13 protein-coding genes and 1 pseudogene are annotated in these 19,953 nt (G+C 68.2%); 5 read left to right on the plus strand and 9 right to left on the minus strand.

Annotation, left to right across the window (positions count from 1 at the left end):
- Nucleotides 1–82: 82 nt before the first annotated feature.
- The 5 genes and pseudogenes from WMF46_RS43840 to WMF46_RS43860 form a co-directional block, all read right to left on the minus strand.
- The gene (locus WMF46_RS43840; protein ID WP_437982658.1) at nt 83–247 is read right to left on the minus strand and encodes a hypothetical protein; all 165 of its coding nucleotides are present in this window, start codon (nt 245–247) and stop codon (nt 83–85) included.
- Between the two features lie 27 nt (nt 248–274).
- Nucleotides 275–2,056, minus strand: coding sequence for a helicase-related protein (locus WMF46_RS43845; protein WP_437982659.1), 1,782 nt, complete (start codon nt 2,054–2,056; stop codon nt 275–277).
- A 177-nt stretch (nt 2,057–2,233) separates the two neighbouring features.
- Nucleotides 2,234–2,560, minus strand: a pseudogene (locus WMF46_RS43850) (SNF2-related protein); the annotation flags it as partial.
- On the minus strand, nt 2,455–4,200 hold the full coding sequence (locus WMF46_RS43855) for a hypothetical protein (protein WP_437982660.1): 1,746 nt from the start codon (nt 4,198–4,200) through the stop codon (nt 2,455–2,457). The pseudogene WMF46_RS43850 and the gene WMF46_RS43855, both read right to left, overlap by 106 nt.
- Nucleotides 4,201–4,378: 178 nt before the next feature.
- Nucleotides 4,379–5,830, minus strand: a complete 1,452-nt coding sequence (locus WMF46_RS43860) for a B12-binding domain-containing radical SAM protein (protein ID WP_437982661.1) — start codon at nt 5,828–5,830, stop codon at nt 4,379–4,381.
- Nucleotides 5,831–6,072: 242 nt separating this feature from the next.
- On the opposite strand from WMF46_RS43860, the gene WMF46_RS43865 reads away from it, so the two are divergent.
- Nucleotides 6,073–6,930 (plus strand): hypothetical protein, encoded by an 858-nt coding sequence (locus WMF46_RS43865; protein ID WP_437982662.1) that lies wholly within the window; start codon nt 6,073–6,075, stop codon nt 6,928–6,930.
- Nucleotides 6,931–6,973: 43 nt separating this feature from the next.
- Here WMF46_RS43865 and WMF46_RS43870 read toward each other — a convergent pair whose 3' ends face one another.
- From WMF46_RS43870 to WMF46_RS43880, 3 genes are all read right to left on the minus strand, one after another.
- Nucleotides 6,974–8,320 carry a sigma 54-interacting transcriptional regulator gene (locus WMF46_RS43870; RefSeq protein ID WP_437982663.1) on the minus strand — a complete coding sequence of 449 codons (1,347 nt, stop codon included), beginning with the start codon at nt 8,318–8,320 and terminating at the stop codon, nt 6,974–6,976.
- On the minus strand, nt 8,262–10,091 hold the full coding sequence (locus tag WMF46_RS43875) for a protein kinase domain-containing protein (RefSeq protein WP_437982664.1): 1,830 nt from the start codon (nt 10,089–10,091) through the stop codon (nt 8,262–8,264). The genes WMF46_RS43870 and WMF46_RS43875 overlap by 59 nt, the downstream gene beginning before the upstream one ends.
- A 194-nt stretch (nt 10,092–10,285) precedes the next feature.
- A complete protein-coding gene (locus WMF46_RS43880; protein WP_437982665.1) occupies nt 10,286–11,188 on the minus strand; it encodes a hypothetical protein in 903 nt (300 codons plus the stop codon).
- A 170-nt stretch (nt 11,189–11,358) separates the two neighbouring features.
- Between WMF46_RS43880 and WMF46_RS43885 the strand changes: the two genes are divergently transcribed.
- Nucleotides 11,359–12,579, plus strand: coding sequence for a hypothetical protein (locus WMF46_RS43885; RefSeq protein ID WP_437982666.1), 1,221 nt, complete (start codon nt 11,359–11,361; stop codon nt 12,577–12,579).
- A gap of 114 nt (nt 12,580–12,693) precedes the next feature.
- Here WMF46_RS43885 and WMF46_RS43890 read toward each other — a convergent pair whose 3' ends face one another.
- Nucleotides 12,694–13,707 carry a restriction endonuclease gene (locus WMF46_RS43890; protein WP_437982667.1) on the minus strand — a complete coding sequence of 338 codons (1,014 nt, stop codon included), beginning with the start codon at nt 13,705–13,707 and terminating at the stop codon, nt 12,694–12,696.
- Between the two features lie 260 nt (nt 13,708–13,967).
- Here WMF46_RS43890 and WMF46_RS43895 point away from each other — a divergent pair, with 260 nt between their 5' ends.
- The 3 genes from WMF46_RS43895 to WMF46_RS43905 are packed head-to-tail and all read left to right on the plus strand — an operon-like array spanning nt 13,968 to nt 19,815.
- A complete protein-coding gene (locus WMF46_RS43895) occupies nt 13,968–16,280 on the plus strand; it encodes a TerB N-terminal domain-containing protein (RefSeq protein ID WP_437982668.1) in 2,313 nt (770 codons plus the stop codon).
- Nucleotides 16,281–16,282: 2 nt separating this feature from the next.
- Nucleotides 16,283–17,614, plus strand: coding sequence for an ATP-binding protein (locus WMF46_RS43900; protein WP_437988005.1), 1,332 nt, complete (start codon nt 16,283–16,285; stop codon nt 17,612–17,614).
- Nucleotides 17,614–19,815, plus strand: coding sequence for a DEAD/DEAH box helicase (locus tag WMF46_RS43905; RefSeq protein ID WP_437982669.1), 2,202 nt, complete (start codon nt 17,614–17,616; stop codon nt 19,813–19,815). Before WMF46_RS43900 ends, WMF46_RS43905 begins: the two co-directional genes overlap by 1 nt.
- The last annotated feature ends 138 nt before the right edge of the window (nt 19,816–19,953 follow it).

The following is a 19,953-nucleotide window of genomic DNA, read 5'->3' on the forward strand; positions in this document are numbered from 1 at the left end:
AACGCTTCAATGACCACATATTGGAATCGCGCAGATCATGCTTCGACGGCTTGCCTCAAGGCAGCGATGCAGCCCTTGGACGTCAAGCATGCCGCTCGCGTAAATGGCACGCCACGCGCGTGGTGTTCGACAGCAGCGGGTCGCGGTGCATCGAGGCGGTGGCGATCTTCTTGCCCGTGTGACGATCAAGCGTGTCATCGACCGCAGCCACAAGCGGCTGGTCGCGCGCTACAAGCGCGTCGATCATGTGCTGCGGCAAGATCGACGGCGCCCCTCAGGACTGCGATGGATGGTGCGTGGGTGATGACGCGACAGTCGTCGATGCCTCCGGCACGCCCACGATGATTGCTAGCATCCGTTCGCGCGCGGGAGGTATCATCTCGACACCGTCGAACACGCGCCGGAGATCCTCTGTCGGAATCGGCTCCTGGATCAACATCGGTTCGAGATCGTTCAGCGTCCAGGGCTTGCGTGTGCGCGAGCGGTCGCGGAGCGCCCGCTCGCGGTACGGCCGGAGCAGACGGATCCACGCATCCGCCACGGATCGCGGGTCGGGGTGCTTCTCCCGCACGTTCGGCCGGACGGCGGTCAGGAGCGGCTGCAGCGCCTCACCCCGTTCCTCATCATCGTGTTCCCAGGATTGTTGGCTGTAGCGCCCGAGCACGTGCTCGGCGAGAGCGAGTGCCCGGCGGCGTCGGACGGGGAGCAGCTCTCTTTCCGTATCTTCCAGGCGTCGCGTGAACGACTCAACGAGAGCGCTGGCGGGCTCTTCGAGCACCGAGGCGGCGGGCGGATCGGATGCGAGGCGGTCCCGGAGGAGGTCCGCGACCGCAGCGAGATCCGACACAGGGGAGTGGACGACGGACTCGAAGAAGACCCAGCGCGGCGCATCCCGCTCGCGGCCGCCAACCGCGCAGAAGGCCCAGGGGCTCGCGGACCGCACGATGCTCACGCCGCTGCCCACCTTGGCTTGGCTCGTGCGGATCTTCGCATAGATGTCCTCTGGCACCAGCCCGTGCTCTCCGATGAGACCCCGCACCGGCCTGAAGGCGTCGGAGATCGGAACCACGGCGGGTTTGTCGATCCTCGCCGTATTAGCGAGTTCCTCGACGTCGAGCTGCCGATCGCCCTCGGTGTCGCCGGGAAGCTCCAAGTTTGAGCCGATGAGGTCGGTGACCATGACGTGCCGCTCGCGGAGGCGGTCGCGATGCCGCGGTGCGAAGCTCGGCTGGTCCCGTGGCCACCATATCTCGACGTCGTCGTGTCGGCTGTTCATCCGATCGACGCGGCCGGCCCGCTGCTCGGCGGTGCGGATCACCGTCGGCGTATCGAGGTGGACGACGCACGAAGCCCCCTGCAAGTTGAGCCGTTCGCTGAGCGCATCCGAGCACAACGCGACGAGCCTCTGCGCGGGGGCATCCCGTCCGAGCTGTGCCTGAGCCCTCCGTTTCCCGGCCGCCCCGCTCTGGCCCGTGAACAGCCCGACGGAAGCTCCGCGCGCCTCCAGATCCCGCTTGAACATGGCCAGCGAGATAAGGTGTGAGTCGAACGCGAGGACGAGGCCCTTCTCGTTCTGCAGGCGCAACAGGCGATCGATCTTCGCACACTCGCGCGCGCCAGAGAGCCTGGTGGCGAGCGCGGCGATCTTTGCGTAGAGATCCGCGTCGGCTGCGCACGCCTCGGCGTGCGCGCCTGGGTCCCAGAGCCACTTCGGTGCGTCGGCCTTCAGGGCAGGCGAGAGGCGCCATCGCGGAGGTCTGCCACCGATTGCCCGGAGCTGACCCAGCACGTTGCCCGTTGCATCCTTCGGTATCGTCTTCGCGTTGATCTCGAACTTCTCCGCCGCCTTCTCGGTGCCGTGGATGTGCTCGTAGAGGGCGGCGGGCGACGACCGGAGGCAATCGCGGACGAAGTACATCGCGAGCCCGCGCGCGGCGCGGACGATGCGTTTCACGTAGTCCTCCTCCGTCATGCCTCGGCAGGAGAGGGAGCGGGGCAGCTCGATCTTTGAGCCGATGCGGGCGATGCCCGTGAGCCTGGCCGCGAGCTCGTTCATCTCCTCGGCAATCGGCGCATCCGTCTCCGCCGTGTCGCACGGATAGTAACGCGCGTGGTGGCGGGGGTATCGCGCGCTCCGGCCGTCCGGGAGCCGGTACGCGTCCGCTTGCTCCTCGGCGAGCTGGTTCAGCTCGCTGCGAGTCCGTCGCACCATGAATTTCTCGATCTCGCGACGGATGAGCTTGAGATCCTCGGCCGGCGGCGGCCCCTTTCTTCCACGCACGAAGCGCTTCAGCTTGCCGAACGCGTCGAGCGCGTCATCGTCGAGGTTGTCCGCACCGAGCAGCTCGATGAGCGACACGAGGTCGGTCACCTCGCGGTTGATGGGTGTCGCCGTGAACAGCAGCGCATGATCGGCATAGTGGAGGAGAAGCCGATCCGTTCGATCGGACGGGTTCAGGAAGTTGTGGGCCTCGTCGACGACGAGCAGCTCCGTCTCGTTGATCCAGCTGAGCAGCGCCTTATGGCGGGCCGCCGCGCGGTGCTCAGCGGTCCATGGGATTCCGCGCCGAACGGCAACTTCGACTCGCGGAGGGCCTCCTGCCAGCTGTCAACCACTGGGGGTGGCACGATGATCAGCGGATTCGCGTGGCGCAGGCCGCCGAGGCGCAACTGCCGGTCATAGGCGCCGCGGATGATCCAGGCGCCCATGCGCGTCTTCCCTGAACCGGTGGCGTCGGCGATGACGACGCTCCCCACGTTCTCGAGGATCCACAGCGCTTGCGAGAGCCCCTGCCGTTGGTGCGGCCACAGCGGCCGCTCGAGCGCGTGGGGATCCTCCGAGGGAACGTAGCGCCTCGCCCGCTCGCCCTCGAGGACCGACGCGCAGGCCCGCGCCAGCGCTTCCTGCCACGTGGTGGGCTTCAGCAATTCGTCCAGGAGCTCGACGAACCCCTCGCGGAAGTCGGCGCCTCCCGCCCAGAAACCTTCGGCGAGCGCGCGGCCCTCCGAGAAGCGCTCGGGCTCCGCCGAGGCTTCGAAGCGCACGTTCGCCTCCGACTGGTTGCTGAAGCCAGCGTGCGTGAAGTTGCTCGACCCGATGGTCACGGCGCCGTCGGCCAGAAATATCTTCGAATGCAGCGGTCGCCGCGACCGCGGCAAGCGTACGTTGACAAGCCCTTGCTCCACGAGGGCCCGCGTCCGGAGGATCGCGGCGCACAGCACGATCGAGATCCCCCGATGAAGCCAGTAGTCGCGAAGCTCGTCCTCCAGGTCCTGCGATCCGGCGACGAAGCGCTCCCGGCGTGCGGGGAAGGGCTCGTTCCCGAAGAGCAGCCGCACGGACTGTGGCCCGGGCCGATCGGCGCGGCATGCGAGGAAGGGGATGATCCGGTCGAGCGACGCGTACCCGGCCACGACGAGGATATCGCGGGAGGGCATGAGATCGCCCTCTTCGACGACGACGCTCACCCGCTTGCTCGCCTCGTTGTGCGGGAATCGCCGCGCGTCCGGCCAGGCGACGTCCGGCGCGGCACGCGGCTCGGGTCCTTGGCTGCGGGACTGCCCGAGCGGGAGCTGCTCGCCTCTCTTCGCCTTGCCCTTTCCGCCTCCATTCCGGGGTCGACGCTGCATGTCGGCGTACGGCGCAGGGGGACGCGGCTCGGGACCCTCGCCGTGTAGCTCCCCGAGCGGGAGCTGCACGCTTGTCTCTGCGTTGCCTCTGCCGCCTCTCCGGGGCTGCCGTTGTGGTCGAAGGCTCCCTGCCCGAAAGCACTCGATCCAACGCCGAAGCGTGCTGGCACGCCGCGCTCGCAGCTTCACGCCGAAGTCGCTGCGCGCCACGAGGAACGCGGCCGCGGTGCCCGGATCGAGCATGGCGAGCGAGTCGACGCCGGCCCAGGCGAGCCAGGCCGTCCCGCACCGGGTAGCGGAGAACAGCTCCGCGAGCCGGCTGCACTGGTCGCTTCCGGACAGTCCGAGCACGTCGCGGCCGGCATCCGTCACAGCATAGTCGGCGTCGACGAGGCCCAGGATGCGCGCTGCCTGCGTGTAGTAGTCAATGTCTCGCCCGTCGTCGAAGCCAGGAGCGGCGTGCCGGCCTCCGTGACGTTCGAGGTGCTGCACGAGGTGGAGCACGCGCGCAAGGACGTTTGCCTGCGGCACTTCGCTCGACGCCAGGCGTGTGGGCTGCGCCGTGGTCATCCCGGGGTCCCTTGGTCGAGGGCGAGGCTCCCGCGACCGGATCCGCCGCTGGCCAGGTGACGAAGAGGTCGATAACGACGGTTCATCAGCATCTCCTCGCTCGTTCATCAACGGTGCGTCGCATCATGTCGGCGAGTTCGACGGTTTATAGCTCTCGTCCGCGCGCCTGGGGCCCAGTTCACCGAACGGGAAGCCGCGTGCGCGGTGCTCCACGCCCCTCGCCCTCCCAGCTCAACATGCTCGACCACGGCCACTCTCCCGTCACGCGCAGGCCGAACGTTTTCGGGTTCCGGCCCATTGCTGACAGCCGTTCGAGCTGGAATTCGTTGTGCTCGATCACGGCCCGCAGTCTCGGCCGCCGCAGCTTCACCTCGTCCTCTACCCACGCGAGCTCGCCCTGCTCTTCGGCCGGCGTTGTCCCCGGAAACCCCGTGATGTAGTTGATCACGAGGCCCACGCCGGCATCTCGGGCCGCATCGAGCGTTCGCTTGAACAGGGCGACGGACTGCCGCTTTCCGATGAGCCTCTGGCTCTCGATGTCGATCGTCTCGAGCCCGATCTCTAGCGTGTCGCACCCACCGACCGCGAGGCGCCGCAGAGACGCCTCGTCGAGCGCGGGGCTCAGCTTCGTACACGCGCTCCACCGCACGCGTGCTCGGATGCGCGCCGCCAGTGCCGTCAGGCGTTGCGGCACGATGAGGCTGTCCTTGAAGGCGACGGTCGCACCACGGTCGAACCCGAGCTGCACGACGGGCTCCACGATCGCCTCGTCGATGGCTCGGTAGGTGCCTTCGATGGTCGGGTAGGTGCAGAACCCACATCGACCGTAGCTGCACCCCCGCGACGCTTGCGCCGGCAGCGTGAGGCGCGGCAGCCCGTAGAGCTCGAGGTCCTGGAACACCGGCGCGTGCCCCGGGTCGTCCGCGGCGCGGTGAAGCTCTCCTTGCCCCGCGCGTACACAGCCCGGCGGCAGCGGCGCCCGGCGCGCAACGGCGTCGAGCAGCTCGACGAAGGTACACTCGGCGTAGCCGAAGATGAACGCGTCCACCATGCGCCCGAAGCGCGGGTCGCGCACGATCCGGTCCTGGAGCGCGGTGACGTGCGGGCCGCCCCAGACGACGCGGACGCCAGGCCAGAGCGCTCTGGCGACGATCCCAACCGCGAGGCCGAAGAGCACCTGCCCGCTGAACAGCACGCTGACGCCGAGCACGTGGGGGCGCTCGCGCTCGGCGAGGACGCTCCGGATCCACGCGCCGTGCGCTGACGCCGCGAGGCGCTCGGCGGCGGTTTCTAGGGCGCCGTGGGAGCACGTCAGGGTGAGGTGGGGATCGGCGCCGTCGAGGTGCTCCACCTCGGACAGGTGCGCACGGAGCAACGGCACGAAGACGTCGCGCTGGAGGTCCGAGAGGAGTGAGCCCGGCTTGTCGTGATCACCGACGACGGTCGACGGCGGCGCAGCAACGCGCGGCGGCAGGTGGGCCCGGATCCAGCGGATGCTCAGATCCAGGACGTCGGCCTCGTGGCCGGAGGCGCGAGCAGCCGCGACGAGGAGGGCCGGCCCCAGGAGAGGACCGGCGCTGTACTTGAGCAGCGGGGGTACGACGACGAGCGCGCGGGTGGCGGTGGGCATGAGACGCTCCGGGATGGTGTCGGGATGCGCCGCCGTCTGTGCAACGCGCGAGCCGCGCCGCAGGGCCCGCCGATCACCACTTCCGCGGCGCCTCGCGAGACTCCGGTCGGTGATCGCCATCGATCGGAGGGTCTGCCTGATCGATCGCGATCAGGCGCGGGATGCCGCAGGCGCCGCGATTTGCCGCGTTGTCAGCCTGGTACGCGGACTGCGTGGGACGGCAACCAAGGAGGCCGACCACCATGAGCGTCTGCGATCTGATCAAGAAGAACGAGGTGAAGGACCTACTTGACCGCATCATCCCACCGTACCAGCGCATGCTGCGCGTGCCCATCCGAGTCGCCCCGCGTGGTGGCCGGTCCACTCTCACCGGCACCGCCTTCGACTACGCGCTTCGTTTCGAGCTCCAGCGCCGCTGCCCGATCGCACGCGACCGCAGCTGGGTCGCGGAGAGCGCGCTGCTCGTACTGAACGCAGGGCGCTCGAGCGCGCCCGTCGATCCCGCTCTCATGGGCAGGATCACCCGGCGCGCCCGCCGCCGCGTGGACAACGCACGCGTCTTCGTGCGCAAGCACCTCCGCAAGAAGAACCCCGATCACGCATGGATGGTCCGGCTCGCGGAGCACGCTCTGCGACTTGCCCGGCTCGACCCCATCTACCGCGTCGGGTACATCGGGAATGAGCTGTTCGCCGAGAACAGCCCGCAGCAGATCGACGAATTGATCGATCTGCTCGCATGCGTGCCCTTCGATGGCCTCATAGGCAGCACCGAAGTCCTTCTGAACCCGACTTTCGGCCGGTACTCGTTGCTGGTCGGGGGAGCGGACGCGGACCTCGTTGCAGACCACCGCCTGATCGACATCAAAGTCACCGCGGAGCCGAACGTCGAACGCCAGATGGTCCGCCAGCTGGTCGTCTATCTCATCCTCGCCCACTGCGCTCGGAACGACGGCGAGCCGCTGCCGTCAATACACGTAATGCAGCTGTACTTCGCGCGACATCGGCACCTCTGGAGCATGCCAGTTGAGCCGATCTTCACGCATCCGGCGTACGCCGAGGTCCAGCGAGGGGTCCTCCGACTCGCCAGAGGGATATCGTGACAACAGGGCTGACCCGAGGCGTGAAGCCGGTGGGCGCCTTCGCTCAAGAAATACCGTATTCCTCAAGGAGCCGGATCAACTTGCCGCGCGAGATCCGGAGCCGTCTCGCGGCCTCGGACTTGTTTCCACCGCAGGCGGCAAGCGTGCTCACGACCACGTCCTTCCATGGACGCTGAGCTTCAGCAGAGGCTTGTGTACCAAGCACCTGCTGCACGATCGAGGCCTTCAAGCCGACGTCCGGGTCTACGGACAACACGAGCCGCTCAAGCTCGCGGACGTTCTCAGGCCACTCGTGGCGCATCATCGCGACGACCGCATCGGCATCCACGCGTATGCGGGTGCGATCGAGCGGACCGCGCAACGCACGCCAGCACGCCTCGAAGATCGCGTAAATGTCCTCTGGCCGGTCCTTGAGGCTCGGCAGGCGCAGCCGGACATTGAAGCGTGCGGAGAGGTCGCGACGGAAGGCATTTTGTCCGACCATCTCGGACAGCGGTTGGTTGGTCGCGGCGATGACGGCGACGTCGACGTGCGTCGGCCGGCTGGCACCAAGAGAGAACACCTCGCGTGACTGGAGGAAGCGCAGCAGCTTTGGCTGAATCTCAAGTGGCAGAGCCTCGAGCTCGTCGAAGAAGACCACGCCGCCGACGTTCGCACGCAGCACCCCGACGTTCGCGTGGACGCTTCCCGAGAAGGCACCCCGCTCCCAGCCGAACAGATGGCCATCGAAGAGCTCGCGTGGGATGGTGGCAACGTTGACCGGAACGAAGCGCGCGTCGCGCCCGAGCTGCCGGGCAATCTCCTTGGCGAGCAGCTCCTTGCCCGTCCCCGTCTCGCCTTCGATGAGCACGTTCAGCACCGAGGGCTTCGGCAGCGAGCGCAAGCCATGACGCACGCTGCCGAGGCCCCATGGGCCGACCAGCTCGCCCAGCGCTGGCTCGGGCTTGGAGTCTCCTACGAGGAGCTCGCGAAATAGGAGAACCGTGTTCCCGATCTCGAGGATCGCTCCGTCCGTGAGCGGCGCCGGTGAGTAGGGTGCGAGACGAATGCCGTTGAGGCTCGTTCCGTTGCGCGAGCCCACGTCCTGTACATCCAGACTACTTCCCCGGCGTAGAAAGCTTACATGGCTACCAGAGACTTTGGGGTCGACGAGACCCGAATTCGCTAGCCAAGTGCGACCGACTGACTCTCCTGGTCGAGGGAGTTCGACGGCCACCTGCTCTGGGAAGGTCGCGAGCAGGAGTGGTCGGCCGCCCTGCGCGGGCTGCCCTGTCGGCGGCCTTTGCTCTTCGGTGGTGGGCAGCGTCGGTGGTCGATTATGCATGGCCCCCTCAGCCGTCGTCCAGGTACGCGAAGACCCGTGCGAGGGCAGTGTCTCTGGGGCCGGCATAGAGCGACATTCCGCGGCAGAGTGCGCTTGTCGAGATCCCTTTCTCGTTGGACGCGCTGATTCCACGGGTCAGCTCCGCCCCGTCATCTTCGACCCAGATCTCGAGACCGCCGGACACGAGGTCTGACGTGCGTACGCGCAGCCGGTTTTCCCAGTCCCCATCGTTCGTGCGCGCAGCCTGCGGGAGCGAAGTGCAGACCGTCGAACTTGACGATGTGATGCGCCGCATGCAAACGCGGCTGTGCGGGTGGGTTCTCGCCAGATCCATGGGGAAGGAGTCCGCGAGGCCCGACCGGGGCTGCTCGGGCGAGCGCGTTGCCACACCGGTAACCCGTAGATACCACCACCGATCGGGCAGAAGCGCCGTGCATGTGCCCGCCGTGCACGGGCGTCCCGACCTGCACCTCGCCCCATCGCCACAGCACGGGATTGGCGCAGCAGGCTCTACGTCGGGCATGGGACTTGCGGGCGTGGTCGGGGCCGGCGACTGTGGCAGCGGTGCTGGCGCGCGAGCTGCGAGGGTCGCGGTGGCCACGACATAGGACACGGTGCCAGCGAGCAACACGGCACCAGTGACTCCCGCGACGATCCACCGAGCCGTGGCGCGTTGCCGTCGAGGCTCGTGCGTAGCGCTGGGCCTGGCGCCCGAGGCCGTGTCGACCGCGGGCATCGGGGTCACGTGCGAAGACGGGACCGAGAGCGCTGGAAGCCGCCGTATCGGCATCGTCATCGGGGCCGTAGATGTAGGCACACCTCGCCCCGCGACCCCGGCCGTCGGTACGAAGGTGCTGGGGGCTGGCATGAAGGCGCGTCGTGCGGTGTCGATCTCCGTCCGCGTGTCCTTGGTCTCCGTGGGCGCCGCGAGCACGGAGCCGGCGATCGGCGCGGCCGACACGCTCGAAACGTGGCCTGTTTTCAAGGCCGCGACCAGCGCAGCGCCGTCCGCCAGACGACGAGCTGGGTCGAGCGCCACGCATGCGCCGATGACCCAGGCTGCCGGGGATACAAGGCCGTGAGGGGGCCAGGGGCGGCGACCTTCAGCGGCGTCCCTGTACGCCGCCGCGTACCTCTCGATCGGGGCGTCGAACGGCAAACCTGTAGGGTGCACGCCGGCAAGCAGCTCCCAGGCGAGCACGCCGAACGCGAAGATGTCGCGCGTGAAGCCGTCGGACGACGGACCCCAGCGGCCTGGAAGTAACAGATCGGGTCCCAGGTATGGCCGGGTCCCGATGAACGCGCCGGTTGCGGTGACGCCTTGCGGGTTGCCGATAGCGGCGGCGATGCCGAAGTCCACGAGCTTCATGCCGCCGGGCGCATGCGGCGCCTCCCAGAAAGCATCAGCCACCAGGATGTTTTCCGGCTTCAGATCCCGGTGGACGATCCCGCGGGCGTGCACATGCTCAAGTGCGTCGGCGAGGTGAACGAGCAGCGCTTCGCGGTGGTGTGGCGTCATGTGCGCGTCGCGCGTCACATCAGCAAGGGGACGGCCACGTACGAGATCGAAGACGAGCCCAAGGCGCTCCTCCGCGGGCAGCTCGAACAGAGCGTGGCAGGTAACGATCGCGGGGTGCTTCAGCTTGGCGACTGCTTGGGCCTCGCGCCGGGCACGCTCGGCGCCATGCTTCGGCAGGGCGGCGAGATCGAAAAGCTTCAGCGCCTTCTCGGCGCCATCGAGCAGATCGCGGACCCTCCAGACCGATCCCTGGGCTCCCCTCCCGAGCGGATCGAGCAGGACGTATCGATCAACGCGGACCCCCGAGCGCAGCTCCACGATGCTCTGTCGTACATCACTTCGGGCGATGACTAAAAGAAGGTTCGGGCGACACGCCCTTCTACCCCCGGATCCCTTCGGAAAGGTGCCCCCGCCGATCGGCAAAGGCCCGAAATCGCCGGCTGTACGCCGGTGCTCGCTCCGGGTGCGTTCCGACTGCACCCGATGCCTCCCGCGCGTGCCGCGGCGGCATGTCAGTTCCGGTTGTAACCAGCGGAGCGCGTGCAGAGCCGCTCCTTCCAGCGCACCTCCAGCCGGTCGAGAACGATCTTGGCGGACGCGCCCCTCGGCACGACGTCGAGGATCGACAGCGTGGTGCTCTCCGGGCGCAGCTCGCCCGCGTCGAACGCGGGGTCGATCGCGATGTTTCCCGTGCGCTGCTCAGCATACGCCCGCCAGCGACCCCAGAAGCCCGTCTCGCCGCCGGCCTGCCCGACGTAGAGCCGATCGCGAGGCCGGTCAGTCAGCAAATAGATGCCCCCGACGGCCGAGAGCTTGTCCCGCCACGATGGGTTCGCCTCCTCATGGCGGCTCAAGAACGCGAGCTTCGCGAGCGACAGGTCGATGGCCCGGTAGTCAGGGCAGGGCCCGAGGCTGTTCGGATCCCTGAGCTCGACGACGGGCTTGTCGAGGGCCCACTGGTGCCACGACAACGCGCCGGGGCCCCAGTCGACGACCACGCGCATCTCCAGCGCGGCGAAGCGAGGATCCCGGAGGAGGTCGTAATAGTAGCGCAACGCGGCAGGCTCATCGCGATGCGCGGCCGCGTACATTCCCCGCAGGGCTACGGGCACGGTCGAGGGATCGAGCACGGACGCCGCTCTCGAGCCTCGCGCCTGATAGGCGCCGACGAAGAGCGCGCGACGCCCGGGAAGCCCCAGGAAAGAGAAGATGCCGTCGCACGCGCCGAAGACGTCCTTGGTCTGGTCGGCCTGGTAGAACTCCAGCGCCGAGCGGTCGAGGTGGAAGAGCTCGACGAGATCGGGAACGCCGGGACGGTTGTCGAGGTGGCGGACGGCCTTCCACTTGTTGATGCCCTCGAACGCGGGGCACACGCGTGCGACGAGATCGGCGAAGGTGAAGAGGGGCTCGGGCATGCGCTTTCCGATGCAGCAGCGTGCGGCGTGCCGCGCGATGGTACTGCATCCCCGTCCGACGCGCTGACATGTCGTTGGCCGCTCCTCCCATGGTGATGGCCCACCGCGGCCGGCCGGCGGCACGACAGATCGCCTGCATGCGTGCAGCGGGCTTGGCCTACCATGGCCGGATGGACGTCCTCCCCAGCTTCATCGAGATCCTTGATGCTGCCGCTCGTCCCTTCGAGCCGCGGCGCCGCCTACGGCGGGTCGAACCCGGCGGCCGTTTGGAGGCCGAGTGGGACCGCATCCTCATCGAGAACGTCGACCTGCTCGCGGATGCGCTCCGTGAGGCAGAGATGATCGCCGAGGACTCCGCGCTGATGTTCCTCGGCGCGCAGGTGGACAATATCGACCTCGTGTTCGCCGAGGTGCGCAGCGACAACGGCGAGCTGCGCCGGCTCGTGCTCCTGGAGGATAAGCTCCTCAAGAACCCCGAGGCGCGGCGGCAGGTCCTCGCGCAGATCCTGGACTACGCGAGGGTTGTGCAGCAGAGCTGGGCGAGCGCCAGGCTACCCGAGCTGGAATACAAGCTGCGCGGACATGCGCAGTTGGTAAGGGAGAACGAGGAGGCACTACGCCAGAGCTGTCGGCATGCCGACTTCTTGCTCGTCATCGCGGGCGACGGCATCGACGAAGGCCTCGCGAAGCTCGCGCCTCGGTTCGCGGGCAGAGATGATCCGCTCAGCCTTACCGAGCTGGCGCTGGTATCGCTGGCCATGTATGCGCTCGACAACGAGTACCTGCTCGTGCCTCATGTCGTGAGCGCAGTGCTGCGGAGCGAGCGGGAGATAACGGTGCGCGTGCTCGTGCAGGACGCGCAAGGACGCGCGGTCCCCGCCGACGTCTTGCGCGATGTGCAGGACGAGGCGGCGCAGGCCAACCGTGGACGCCTCCCCGTGCGTGAAGAGGTGATCGAGTTCTTGCGCAAGGCGCGCGAGCCTCTGGATGCCGCGCACCTCCCCGCGTATCCCGACCTGGAGCGGACAGCCAAACCGCGCAAGTCGCTCGAGTACGGGCTGACGCTTGATGACGGCTCCGGCGTCGTGTTCAAGGTCCACTTCGGGGGGTACGAGAAGGACGTCTGGTCCCCTATCCAGGTCGGCCTCATGCTCGGCACCGACGACACCGCGGGCCGCGACGCCTGGCGGCGGCGCATCGAGGCCGTGCTCCCTCGGCTCCCCGCCGGCACACGGGTCGACAACGGTGGCCCGCGTACGGTCAACGCGCTGACGACGTTCGAGTGGTCGACCGGCGAGGACTTGAACGACATGCTGGTCTCGAAGATCACCGAGACCCTGATTCAGTTCGCGTCGGTGCTGATGCCCGTCCTGCGTGCCACGCGCACATGACGTGGTTCGACCCGCCGCACGCACCCCGGGCAGCTCTATGTGGCCGGGGCTGTGATGAGCGGCGGCATCTCCGCAGCGCCTGACGATCGAGTGCACGGAGGCGCAACCGCGAGCTTACAGATCCGGCTCAGGCTCCGCCTCCGCGGCGACGAGCGTCGGCAGGTGCTGGATGAACAGCCTGAGCAGCTCCTGCCGCAGGACGACCCGCACGGGGAGCCCGAGCTCCTTCTGGAGTTTTGCACGCTCCGCCTCGAACGCCGGCGTGACACGCTCCGAGGTCGAGAGGATCACGCCCGACGTGATCCCCTCGTACGATTGGCATGCCTTTTTGATCTGCTCGAGCGGCCGCGTCCAGTCGGCGTCCCACGTCCACATTTTGATCTGCACGGCGACGCGGTGGGGCACGCCCAGGGGATCGCGGTAGGTGCAGATCGCGTCGGCGCCGTTCTCGCTCCGGCCTCCCGTGTGCTCGACGTTGGCCTCACCGTAGAGCATTTTGAGCAGGCGCACGCAGGGCGCCTCGAACTCGGCACCTTGGAAGTGAAACTTGAAACGCTCTAAGCCGGCGAGCTCGAGCTCCCGGAGGAGCGCTTCGAGCCGGTCTTCCTCGACGTCGGTCGTCTGCGCGGATCTCCCAAGGTTCCCCACGATCTGCTGAATCTGCGCTCCCAGGTGGTCGACGTTCCAGAGCCGCGACAGATTGCGCATCGTCTGGCGCAATCCGGCCGCGACGCCCTTCGCCTTGAAGCCGACGGGACGATCGCCCGAGAGCAGTGCGACGGGCAGGATGTGGCCGTAGTCCTTGGGCTTCTTGGGGATATCGAAGCGGTACGGCCCCAGCACCCGCGCGATCGACCAGTGCCGGTCCTCGGGGAGGTGCGGCACGAGGATGAGGTCACCTTCCTGGATGCTGTCGGGTTCGGATCCAAGCATCCGACGGTTACCACGCCAGGCATCTTGCTGCTCGTCCGTGATGATCGCGCCCTTCTTCCTGCGGGCCGCGATCGTTTCGAGTTTCTGATCCTCGCGGTAGCCCCAGCCCTGCCGGAGTCGTCCGGCCTTCAGCTCGCTCCAGAGGAAGTTCTTCGCCTCGCGGTGGTCCACCCGCATGATCCAGTAGCGCGGCATCCTGCGAGCGTACGGTGCCCGTGAACCCACTTGGAAGCCTGCGTCGCTGGGCGGCGTGCGCTTGACGTCAACGAGCTCGGCCAGTCCGCCTTCTTCGTCGCGGGACCCCTGCCTCCGTTTCGTTCGCAAGCCGGAAGGGACGCGGCCATGGCTCGGAGCGGATCGGAGCGAAGCCGAGGCGAGGTCGAGGGTTCGCAGATCATCGCTGCGCATCCGGTGGTAGGCTCGCGGGCCAACGACAGCGACAGCGAGCCGGTGCCATGGGATATCTGCTGCTCCTCATCTTGGTGGGCGTGGCCGTCTACTTCCTGCGGCGGTCGAAAGCTGCGCCGCCCGCCACGCTCCAGGGGAGCGCCCGCCTCGACGCACCGTCCACCTCGCAGGGCGCTGCAAGGGCGCTGGCCTCCAGAGCGACGCTTGCCGTCTGGATCCCGCCGGGACATCGGGTCGACGTGCAGGGCATCCCGGTAACGGGCGGGATGATCTACGTCGGCGGCCAGCTCCCGTCAGCGAGCGGCCTCCGCAGCGTCGACCCGGCGCTGATCAACCCATCGCTTCCCGTCGCCACAGCGCACCCGAGCTACTCCGCAGGGATGGGCTACTGGCCCTCATACAGCGACGTCGGTGCGCACAACCGCGGCGCGTACCTGAGGTGGCTCTCGGGCGGGCGGATCGAGCCAAGCGCGTACATCGGTTACGTCTTCCTGTTCTTCTACGGCCTCGAGCGTCGCGCTCTCGTCGAACGCGCTGACATCCCGGCGATCCGCACCGAGGTGGGCCGGCTCCTCTCCATCTACTCGGGGAACAATTCGTTCCGCGGCTACGCGACCGACTTCCTGGCCTTCACGCTCCTGGATCACCTCGCGTCCGTGGACGAAGCCACAGTGCGCTCCGAGCTCGGCGAGCTCGTGACCACGAACGCGACCGCCATGGCTTCGTTCCTCGCGTGGTACCACACGCACCGCCGGCCTCTGCCCGCCGACTTCGCCGCTGCCGTCGCCTCCTCGATGGAGGAGGCAAAGCGGAGCGTCGTCGCGAAGCGTTCGCGGCAGGAGCTCCTCGACCTCTTCGCGCTACGCTACCGCGAGAAGTACGGCGAGGGCATCGTCCTCGATGCCGCCGCGCGGCCGAAGATCATCCCGTACCGCCCGGCGAGCGCCGGCCTCCTGTCGACGGCCCACGGATACGCGGCGCGCGTTCCTGACGTGCTCGGCAAGCCCAAACAGCTCAAGCCGCTCGTGGCGATCTGGAACGCGTGCCTCGAGGACCTGAAGCGGTTCGCATCCGCTCAACGCAAGGCCGGCGCTGAGGCGAGCGTCGTGCTTACCGCAGAGATGTGGGAGGCGATGCCGCCCGACCTGCGGGCGCAGCACGATCACCCGGACAAGGACCGCTGGGATGAGGTCATCCTCTCCGCCCCGCGCGCGGGCGAGCGCCCCCTGGTGACGGCGAAGACGCTCGCCGGGCTCGGGCGGCTGCCGCAGCGTGACCGCTACACCGTGGCGCAGATGCGGAAGCTCGCCGACACCGCCGCCCTGCTCGGGTTTGCGATCGAGCCGGATCCTCGCGCCGCTCCCTCGAGCACGGCGGAGGACGTGCGCTTCGCCGTCTGGCGCTCGTCGAACACGTCGGCACCGGATCCGCACCTCTATGGTCCGGTGTCCACGGTCCTCAAGCTCGCGGTCCACATCGCGGCCGCCGACAAACACATCAGTGAGGAGGAACTCGCCGTCATGACCACGCTCCTCGAGACCCTGTTCCTCCTCGACGACGCTATGCGCGAGCGCGTCGAGGCGCTGCGCGACGTTTTGGCCCTCCAGCCTGCGAAGATCGGTCCGCTCACGAAGAAGCTCGCCGAGACACGCACGCCGGAGCAGCGAGCCGTCATCGGTCGGCTGCTCGTCGCGATCGCGGGTGCCGACGGCACGATCGGAGCTCCGGAGCACAAGGCGCTCCGCGGGCTCTACAAGAGCCTCGATCTCGCGCCGTCGGCCCTCGATGCGGCGATCGCATCGAGCGGCGCGCGATTGGCCACGGATCAGCCGGTGACAGTCGTCGATGGCAAGCCGGCGGCGAAGGGCAGCGCGGTAACGCCGCCGCCGGACGTCGCCGGGCACCGCGTCCAGCTCGATCAGCGCGCGATTGACGCGATCCTCGCGGACACGCGCGAGGTCGCGGCGCTCCTCGCCGACGTGCTCGACTCGGCAGACGACGACGGGGGCGTCGAGGCGCCGCCGGCCTCGCGCGAGCGAGCCAGCGAGGGCACGGCAGCGGTGCCCCCGCCCGTGACATCGACCGGCAACGGAGGGCCGCCGGCCGCCGCCAGCGGCGCATGGACGGCGCTGACGGCCTCTCTTGATCCGCGGTATCGCCCCGCGCTCGATGAGCTCATCACGCGTGAGACCTGGTCGGCCTCAGACGCGCAGGCGCTCGCCGCGAGGCTTCGCCTCATGCCCGGCGCGATCATCGACGCGATCAACGGCTGGTCCGATGAGGCGCTGGGCGACTATTTGATCGTTGACGAAGGGCACTGGACCATCCGCACCGACCTCCTTCCCAAGGACGCGCAATGACAATGACGCCGGCCGCGCCTCGCCTGAAAGACCGCGAGCGAACCGCCATCCTCCAGTCGCTTCGCGCCGGCGTCGTGCCGCGCATCGGACTGCAGCACATCCAGGTAGGCCGGAAGGCGGAGGTCGCTGCACTGCTGCGAGATCTCGACCTGGCGAAGGAGGGAGGCGCCGCGGTCCGCTTCATCACCGGCCGCTACGGCGCCGGGAAGAGCTTCTTCCTCAACCTGGTCAGCACCGTCGCGCTCGAGAAGGGCTTCCTGGTCGCGCGAGCCGACGTGACGCTCGACCGCAGGCTGCACGGGGCGGGCGGGCAGGCGCGTGCGCTGTTCGCTGAGCTGATGCGCAATCTTGCTTCGAAGGCGCGCCCCGACGGCAACGCGCTCGGCGGTGTCGTCGAGCGCTGGATCTCCGGCGTTCTCCAGGAGGTGACAGCTGCCGGTGGGGACGACGCGAGGGTCGAGTCCGAGATCGCGACGAGGCTGCGGCCGCTGCAGGATCTCGTGAGCGGCTTCGACTTCGCCGCGGTGCTCGCTCGCTATTTCCGGGCTCACCAGGCAGGCGACTCGACGACCCAGCAGAACGCGACGCGCTGGCTCCGGGCCGAGTACGGTACCAAGACCGAGGCCCGCACCGACCTCGGGGTGCGCTCGATCATCGACGATGCCAGCGTGTACGACTACCTGAAGTTATTCGCGAAGTTCGCGAGGATCGCAGGGTACTCGGGCCTCGTCGTCTGCATCGACGAGCTCGCCGTGCTGTCGCACCGCCTGCCGAGCGCGCGGGCTCGCAGTGTTAACTACGAGCAGATCCTCCGGATCCTTAACGACGCGCTGCAGGGCAGCGTCGAGGGCACCGTCTTCCTGTTCGGTGCGACCGACGAGGCGCTCGAGGATCGACGGCGCGGCCTCTATTCCTACGAGGCCCTGGCGACGCGGCTCGCTCCCAACGAGTTCGCCAAGGGCGACGTGCGCGATCTCGCCGGGCCCGTGATCCGGCTGCAGAACCTCACGCCGGAAGACCTCTACGTGCTGCTCCACCGGATCCGCGACGTGTTCGCGTACGGCGATCCTGCGAAATACCTGCTCCCGGACGACGGCCTGAAGCTCTACATCGACTACTGCGCGCGCACACTCGGCGACGGCTACTTCAAGACGCCTCGCGACACGGTGACGCGCTTCGTCGGCTTGATGAACCTCATCGAGCAAGATCCGTCGCACAACTGGCGCGCCTCGCTCGGGCACGTGAACCAGGTTCAGGTCGCGCCAGCGACCTCGGCGGAAGCCCCCGGCGCACCCGTCGAGGAGGAAGGCGATCTCGTGAGCTTCAAGCTCTGATGGCGTCCGCGTACGACCTCCTGCACGAGGGCGTGAGGCGCCGGTTGTGGGAGATGGGGTGGACCGCGCTCAGGCCGATCCAGGATCGGGCCATCGAGCACCTGCTCACCGACCGCGGGGACTGCGTGATTGCAGCGCCGACCGCGGGGGGAAAGACCGAGGCGGCCTTTCTCCCCATCCTGTCGCGCATCGCGGACGACGCGGCTGGTGGCGTGCGCGCGATGTACATCGGACCCCTGAAGGCGCTCATCAACGACCAGTTCGTGCGCCTGGCAGATCTCTGCGCGCGGCTGGCGATCCCCGTGCATCGCTGGCATGGCGACGTCGGCGCCGCGCAGCGACGCGCGCTCCTTGCTCGCCCGTCGGGCGTGCTCCTCATCACGCCCGAGTCGCTCGAAGCCATGTTCGTCCTGCGACCGACGCAGATGCCCTCGATCTTCGGGCGCCTAGCCTACGTCGTCATCGACGAAATGCACGCGTTCATCGGCTCGGTTCGCGGCGCGCAGCTCAAGAGCCAGCTCTATCGGCTCCGCGAGCGCTGCGGCTGCGATCCTGTGCGGGTCGGCCTGTCGGCGACCCTCGGCGACCCTGATGCCGCCTGTGCGTGGCTCCGACCCGGCGGCGCGGCGGCTACCTACATCACGGATCCGGATGCGGAGCGCTCGCTCAAGATCCTCGTGCGAGGCTATCAGCGTCAGACGCCTGGAGGCGGCGCCGACGAGGGCGCCGCCCGGGACGAGGGCGCCGCCCGCGATGATGACCCGACGCTGCGCCTCGTCGCGCGGTCGATCCTTCGTGCATGCCAGGGCTCGACGAGCCTGGCCTTCGCGAACGCAAAGAGCCGGATCGAGGAGCTCGCCGACTGCCTTCAGAGCGAGGCAACGGAGATGGGCCTCCGCCATGAGGTTGTCGTGCATCACGGCTCGCTCTCCAAGGAGCAGCGCGAGCATGCGGAAGAACGGCTGCGCGCCGAGACGCCCTGCACCGCCGTCTGCTCGAACACGCTCGAGATGGGCATCGACATCGGCGAGGTTGACAGCGTGATCCAGGTCGCTGCGCCGTGGTCGGTCGCTTCGCTCGCTCAGCGCGTCGGGCGCAGCGGCCGGCGCGAAGGTGCGGCCGCGGTGCTCCGTGCGTTCTTCATCGAAGACGCACCCACCCCGGAGGACACCCTCTGGGATGGCCTACACCTCGATTTTCTGCGGGGTATCGCGGCGATTGAGCTCATGCTCGAGAAGTTCTCCGAGCCGCCGGAGGTCCATCGACCTCACCTCTCGACCCTCGTGCACCAGCTCCTGTCCACGCTCGCAGAGACCGGCGGCATGAGCGTTCAACGCCTCTACCGGCGGCTCATCGATAGCCGCGCCTTCGGCCAGCTCACGCCGGGCGACTTCGCCGTCCTCCTGCGCGGGCTCGCCGAGCATGGCCTCGTCGCTCAGATGGCCGAAGGCGACATCATCCTTGGGCTGCGCGGCCAGAAGCTCTGCGATCACTTTTCGTTCTACGCCGCGTTCACCACGCCGGAGGAGTTCCGCGTCGTGCACCTCGCGCGCGAGATCGGCTCGCTCCCCGCGACGCTACTGCCTCCGCCGGGCGAGTTCGTGTTGCTCGCCGGTCGCCGGTGGCGCGTGGAGGCCATCGACGGCGACCGCCGCGAAGTACACGTGATCCCCGGCAAGGGTCGCAGGATACCGAAGTTCACGTCCCTCGCTGCGGACATCCACCCGCGTGTACACGCGAAAATGCGCGAGCTGGCCTGCACGAGCGACACCCCGACCTATCTCGACGATGGTGCCAAGGAGCTCCTCGCCCTCGTGCGGGGCACGGCTTGCCTTGCCGGGCGCTTCCAGCCTGCGCTGCAGCCCGTGCCCCCAGCAGGACGGTCACGCATCTTCTTGTGGGCGGGCACGAGGGTTCAGCGCACTGTGTTCCTCGCGCTGCGCGAGGCCGGTCTCGAGGTTCAGGACGAGCAAGTTGGCCTGGACGTGAAGGCGCCTGTCGAACAGACACGGGAAGTACTGCGCGGTTTGCAGGAACGGACGCCGGACCCTCGGCTCCTTGCGGCACGCGCCGACCGCGAGCTCGCTGCGCGACAGTGCGGCGCCGACAAGTTCGATTGGGCGCTGCCGGACCCGCTATGGGCCGCCGCCTACGCGGAAGATCGCTTGGCCATCTCGCGTGGGGCGTTTGAGGTCGGGTAGCCAGCTGAAAGCGGCGCCTCGATGTCCGGCTCGCACCTGGGTTCCCGGCCTGGGCGAGGCGCCGCGTCCTGCGCTCCCTGGACGTGTCGGAGATGCCCGCGTGACGGTCTTCCGAGTGCAGCCAATTACATGAAATTA

Origin of the sequence: Sorangium sp. So ce117 (genome assembly GCF_051524395.1) — a bacterium.
Lineage (GTDB): Bacteria > Myxococcota_A > Polyangia > Polyangiales > Polyangiaceae > Sorangium > Sorangium cellulosum_B.